Here is a 5,381-nt window from a genome sequence, read left to right on the forward strand (position 1 = left end):
GTGTCCATGTCGTTCAACGTGCTGCAGATCCTGGTCGTCGCGATCGCCGTCGGCATCGCCGCGCTCAAGGTCGGCGAGGCAGCTGACCCGTTCCTCGCGTTGGTGCGCTCCGCGCTGGCCGTCGTGCAGAAGGTCCTTTGGTGGGTCATCCTCCTCGCGCCCATCGCCACGGTGGGCCTCCTCGGCAACGCGGTCGCGACCTACGGCTGGGACGCACTCGGTTCGCTGGGAACGTTCACCGTCGCGATCTACGCCGGACTGGCGCTGGTGGTCTTCGGGGTCTACCCGGTGCTGCTGCGTCTCAACGGGCTGTCGGTCAAGCAGTTCTTCTCCGGCGCCTGGCCCGCGCTGTCCCTGGCGTTCGTGTCCCGCTCCTCCGTCGGCACGATGCCGGTGACCCAGTCGGTCACCGAGCGCAACCTCGGCGTGCCCCGCGCCTACGCGTCGTTCGCCGTACCCCTCGGCGCGACGACCAAGATGGACGGTTGCGCGTCGATCTACCCGGCGATCTCGGCGATCTTCGTCGCCCAGTTCTTCGGTCTGGACCTCTCGATCACCGACTACGTCCTGATTGCTTTCGTATCGGTCATCGGCTCCGCCGCCACGGCCGGCGTCACCGGGGCGACCGTCATGCTGACGCTCACGCTGTCGACCCTGGGTCTGCCTCTTGAGGGGGTCGGGCTCCTGCTCGCCATCGACCCGATCCTCGACATGGGCCGCACCGCGGTCAACGTCGCCGGTCAGGCGCTCGTCCCGACCCTGGTGGCCAAGCGCGAGGGAATCATCGACCTCGAGGCCTACAACGCCCCCCGCAACGGCGCCGCTTGGCGTGAGGAGACTCCGTCGGAGGGGCTCGCCTCAGTGGCCTGATGCCGGTCCGTCCGCCCTGGAACGGGCGGCCAACAGTCTCCTGAAAACGATCGAGCCCCTGACCGCTGCTGCGGTCAGGGGCTCGATGCATTGGGGTGAGTAACGGGACTTGAACCCGCGACATCCGCCACCACAAGGCGGCGCTCTACCAGCTGAGCTATACCCACCATGGCCCCTCGCGCAGGCGCGAGGCCGATGAGAAGTGTAGGGCAATCAGGCAGTGGGCCCGGAATCGGGGGCCCGCCCGGTGATGGCGCCGGCGTGCTTGGCAGCGACCTCGCGCGCCGACGCGGTGTCGAGGCCGGGCTGCGGGACGAAGACGGCCTCACGGTAGTAGCGCAGCTCCTCGATGCTCTCCTGGATGTCAGCGAGCGCCCGGTGGTTGCCGCGCTTGGCCGGGGCGGCGAAGTAGGTGCGGGGGTACCAGCGGCGGGCCAGTTCCTTGATGGAGGAGACATCCACGTTGCGGTAGTGCAGGAAGCCTTCCAGCGTGGGCATGTCGCGGGCCAGGAACGCGCGGTCGGTGGCCACCGTGTTGCCGGCCAGCGGAGGGCGACTGCCGTCGGGGCAGTGCTCCTTGATGTAGGCGAGCACCTGCTGCTCCGCATCGGCCATCGTGAGGCCGCCGTCGAGCTCCTCGAGGAGCCCGGACGTGACGTGCATCGTGCGCACGAAGTCGATCATCTGCTCCAACGCCTCCGGCGGAGGCTTGATGACCACGTCGATCCCCTCACCCAGGACGTTGAGGTCGAAGTCGGTGACCAGCGCGGCGACTTCGACCAGCGCGTCGGCTCCCAGCTCGAGGCCGGTCATTTCGCAGTCGATCCAGACAAGTCGCTCATTCACGGTGTGCACCCTACTCAGCCCTCTCAGCAGCGCCTCAGCCACGCGCCCTATCGTCTGGGGCGTGAAGCAGCGGATCGGTCTCCTGGCGCGGCTGATCACCGGCAGTGTCTGGATCGTGGCGGGTGCGATCAAGCTTCCCGATCCTGCCGAGAGCGTACGAGCCGTGCGTGCCTACGACCTGCTGCCCGAGGCCGTCGTCCCCACCGTCGGGCACCTGCTGCCGATCGTCGAGGTCGTCATCGGCGTGTGCCTCGTGCTCGGCCTGCTGACCCGCTCGATGGGGGTGATCTCAGGGATGCTGTTCGGCCTCTTCATGTTCGGCATCGCGTCGGCCTGGGCTCGTGGGCTCGAGATCAACTGCGGGTGCTTCGGTGGCGGTGGTCTCGAGGAGGGTGCCTCCTCGAAGTACCCCGCGGAGATCGCCCGGGACCTCGGGTTGCTGCTGCTGTCCGTCTGGCTCGTGGTCTGGCCACGCACTCGTTGGTCACTGGATGCTGTTGTCTTCCCGCCTCGTGCGGGTGAAGTCTCGCCCGGACCGGGCGACGGAGAGGATGGGGATGTCGAAGCGCAACGTCAACAAGACCGCTGAGCGGGCCGCTCGGGCCGCTGCCCTGAAGGCGGAGCAGGAGCGCAAGGAGAAGCGCCGTCGACTGCTTCTCATCGGAGGCGTGGTCGCCGCGCTGGTCTTCGTGGTGGCCGCCGGCTTCCTGGTCCAGAACCTCCGCAACACGACCGGTGAGGCCGCCACGCCGCCCGCTGGCGTGGTCGACGACTACGGCGTCGTCGTCGGAGACCACGCGGCACCGACCACGGTCACGATCTACGAGGACTTCCAGTGCCCGGTCTGCGCCGAGTTCGAGAAGGAGATCGGGGAAGAGCTCAACGCGGGCATCGAGGCGGGCACCGTGAAGGTGGACTACCGCATGGTGTCCTTCCTGGACCGTGCGTCCGGCAACGAGTACTCCTCACGCGCATTGAACGCCGCCGCGGTGGTGCTCGACATTGCTGGCGTCGACGCGTTCAAGGCGTTCCACGATGACCTCTTCGCCAACCAGCCCGACGAGGGCACGGACGGCCCGGAGGACGACGAGCTCATCGCAGCCGCCGCGGCAGCGGGGGCCGACGAGTCGGAGGTCCGCAGCGCCATCGAGAACAAGGTCTTCGCCCAGTGGATCGAGAACGCCACCGAGCAGATGTCCGTGGACGAGGTCAACGGCACGCCGACGGTGTTCATCGATGGTGAGCTCGCCGGATCGACCCCGCAGGAGTACGCCGACGCGATCCGCGCCGGGCTGGGCTGATCCACCCGGGACTGATCGCCGGTCGGTCGGCGGTGCAAGACTCAGGGCGTGACTGACGCGCTCCTGACCGACTTCATCGCCGGCCTGCCCAAGGCCGAGCTGCACGTCCACCACGTCGGCTCGGCGTCCCCACGGATCGTCGCCGAGCTGGCGGCCCGGCACCCCGGGACCGTGCCTGAAGACCCCGAGGCGCTGCGGGCGTTCTTCGAATTCCGCGACTTCGCGCACTTCATCGAGGTCTACCTCGCGGTCGTCGACCTCGTCCGCACTCCTGAGGACGTGCGGTTGCTGACCTATGAGGTCGCTCGCGAGATGGCAGTGGGGCAGCGGCTCCGCTACGCCGAGCTCACGTGCACGCCGTACACCTCTGTCCGTCCTGATCGCGACGACATCGGCATGCCGATCGAGGCCTACACCGAGGCCATCGAGGACGCTCGGACGGCGGCCGAGCGTGACTTCGGCCTGGTGCTGCGGTGGATCTACGACATTCCCGGTGAGTCCGGGATCCCGGCTGCTGACGCGACGTTGGCCTACGCCCTGGACCACGGCCCGTCGGCGCTGGTCGGCTTCGGCCTCGGCGGCCCCGAGATCGGCGTACCGCGAGCGCAGTTCCAGCCGCACTTCGACGCCGCGCGGGCGGCTGGGCTGCACTCGGTGCCGCACGCCGGGGAGACCACCGGCCCGGAGACCGTGTGGGAGGCTCTCCGGCTGCTCGTGGCCGAGCGGGTCGGCCACGGGACGTCCGCCGCCGCGGACCCGGCGCTGCTCAGGCACCTCGCCGACGAAGAGATCACCCTCGAGGTGTGCCCCTCGTCGAACGTCGCGACGCGGGCCGTCGCCAGCCTCTCCGAGCACCCGCTCAGTGTCTTCGCGGAGGCGGGAGTGCCGGTGACGATCAACTCAGACGACCCGCCGATGTTCGGGACGACGCTGAATGCGGAGTATGCGATCGCTGCGGACCTGCTCGCTCTCTCCTCGGACGGGGTGGCCGATCTTGCGAGGACGGCCGTCCGATCGTCCTTCGCGCCGCCGGACGTGAAGTCTCGGGTCCTCGGCGAGATCGATGACTACGTGTCCGGCCACCCCTGAGGTGGGCGCAACGTCAGCTGCCCCCGCGTGTCCGGGGCGACACGCCGAGCGCGGGCAATCTTGTCTCACGGACCTCTTGCCCAGGACGCCGCAGCGGGCATAGAACAGTGCCTGTCGGAAGGACTTCGGTCCGGAAGACGCCCGAAACCCCGGCAACTCATACGTGCCGGGGTTTCACCAATGTCACTGGTCGGCGCCCGGCGGTCTCATACGTCGCCGGACAGGCACTTGTGTAGCTCCTGGGGGCGCGCTGCAGCGGGAGGCGCGCCGTCCGGCGCGGGTGGTGCGCATCCTCCGCGGCAGCGAGTCGTGGCACCCCCGGGCAGGATTCAGGCGTCGAGGCGAGTTGGCCCTCAACACGGCCACAACTTCCTGCCGCCGCCATAGGTGGTCAGGGCAGTGAGGACCGACGAGCCGACGTTGCCGGTCGCTTGGTGACAAGGACGGGCCGCTCACTAAGCACCGTTCCCGTGACTGACGCGTTGCGCAGCCAACTCCTGTCCCCACGCGCGGGCGCGCTCGACCTCTCCCGCCTGCAGCGGCCCGGCCATGTCGTCCACGTAGAAGCTCACGGTTGCGACCAGGCGCCCGAGGCGGTGGCGACGTACTTCTCTGCCCGCCGCCTTGGCCGCGGACCCGGGCAAGTGGCGGACGGAGCCGACGCGCGTGCCGAAGGTTGCCACGTCGATGCGATCCGTGGCCTTCAGCTGCGCCAGCCACTCGCGCACGCCACGCCCGGTGTGCGCATCGGGAGCGCCCTTGGCGACGGCATCGCGCCGCGTCGTAGGGCGGCTCAGCGAGAAGGCATGGGTTGGTCCGCCGACCACCAGGCAGTCGACGTCGTCCGGCACTGGCACCGGAGCGTCGGACACATGGACGATCGCGACATCGTGGCCGATCCCTTCGGCTACGGCACGGGCGACGATCTCGGTGTTGCCCCACATGGACTCGTACACGACCAGAGTGCTCATCAGCGTGCTCCTTGCTTGCTTGTCGGTGTCGTTGCTCACGGCCCGTACGCCGTGACTCCTGTCCAGCGTGCAAGCACGGGCCCGCCCGCCGATAGGGTCAGGGGTCCCGGTCTACGACGTCGATGGTCCCTGGACCCGGTGACGAGGGACCAATGACCCTGCCGTCAGGGTGCCGAGCGGAGCAGCCTCAGGGTATGGACGAATCGACGCAGGACATCTTGGTCGGCTTCGACGGTTCGCCGGCGGCCGATGCCGCGCTCCAGTGGGCGGTCGACACCGCATTGCTCGAGCACAGAGCGGTCAG

Annotated in this window: 6 protein-coding genes and 1 tRNA gene; 4 read left to right on the forward strand and 3 right to left on the reverse strand. The window is 68.8% G+C overall.

The window, feature by feature from the left end; genetic code table 11:
- Positions 1–870: dicarboxylate/amino acid:cation symporter (locus JWN68_RS05080; RefSeq protein ID WP_297735630.1), on the forward strand; the 870-nt coding region annotated here is incomplete at its 5' end.
- A 91-nt stretch (positions 871–961) separates the two neighbouring features.
- Here JWN68_RS05080 and JWN68_RS05085 read toward each other — a convergent pair.
- Together JWN68_RS05085 and orn are read right to left on the reverse strand one after the other, a co-directional pair.
- A tRNA-His gene (locus JWN68_RS05085) sits at positions 962–1,037 on the reverse strand.
- A 46-nt stretch (positions 1,038–1,083) separates the two neighbouring features.
- Entirely contained in the window at positions 1,084–1,716 is a 633-nt protein-coding gene (orn, locus tag JWN68_RS05090; RefSeq protein ID WP_297735633.1) for an oligoribonuclease, read from the reverse strand.
- Positions 1,717–1,777: 61 nt separating this feature from the next.
- Here orn and JWN68_RS05095 point away from each other — a divergent pair, with 61 nt between their 5' ends.
- From JWN68_RS05095 to JWN68_RS05105, 3 genes are read left to right on the forward strand one after another with little or no spacing between them, the layout of a single operon-like run.
- A complete protein-coding gene (locus tag JWN68_RS05095; protein ID WP_297735636.1) occupies positions 1,778–2,305 on the forward strand; it encodes a MauE/DoxX family redox-associated membrane protein in 528 nt (175 codons plus the stop codon).
- On the forward strand, positions 2,274–3,017 hold the full coding sequence (locus tag JWN68_RS05100; RefSeq protein WP_297735639.1) for a thioredoxin domain-containing protein: 744 nt from the start codon (positions 2,274–2,276) through the stop codon (positions 3,015–3,017). The genes JWN68_RS05095 and JWN68_RS05100 overlap by 32 nt, the downstream gene beginning before the upstream one ends.
- Positions 3,018–3,065: 48 nt before the next feature.
- Complete coding sequence (locus JWN68_RS05105) at positions 3,066–4,106, forward strand: adenosine deaminase (RefSeq protein ID WP_297735642.1); 1,041 nt, start codon at positions 3,066–3,068, stop codon at positions 4,104–4,106.
- Between the two features lie 455 nt (positions 4,107–4,561).
- Here the strand turns inward: JWN68_RS05105 and JWN68_RS05110 are convergent, their stop codons facing one another.
- Positions 4,562–5,077, reverse strand: coding sequence for a hypothetical protein (locus JWN68_RS05110; RefSeq protein ID WP_297735645.1), 516 nt, complete (start codon positions 5,075–5,077; stop codon positions 4,562–4,564).
- Positions 5,078–5,381: the final 304 nt, after the last annotated feature.

It is taken from the genome of Nocardioides sp. (genome assembly GCF_025964975.1).
Lineage (GTDB): Bacteria > Actinomycetota > Actinomycetes > Propionibacteriales > Nocardioidaceae > Nocardioides.

Bases quoted from the DNA above. Each gene is read 5' to 3' on its own strand.
- JWN68_RS05110 (WP_297735645.1), bottom strand. From the start codon at position 5,077: ATGAGCACTCTGGTCGTGTACGAGTCCATGTGGGGCAACACCGAGATC.
- JWN68_RS05100 (WP_297735639.1), top strand. From the start codon at position 2,274: ATGTCGAAGCGCAACGTCAACAAGACCGCTGAGCGGGCCGCTCGGGCC.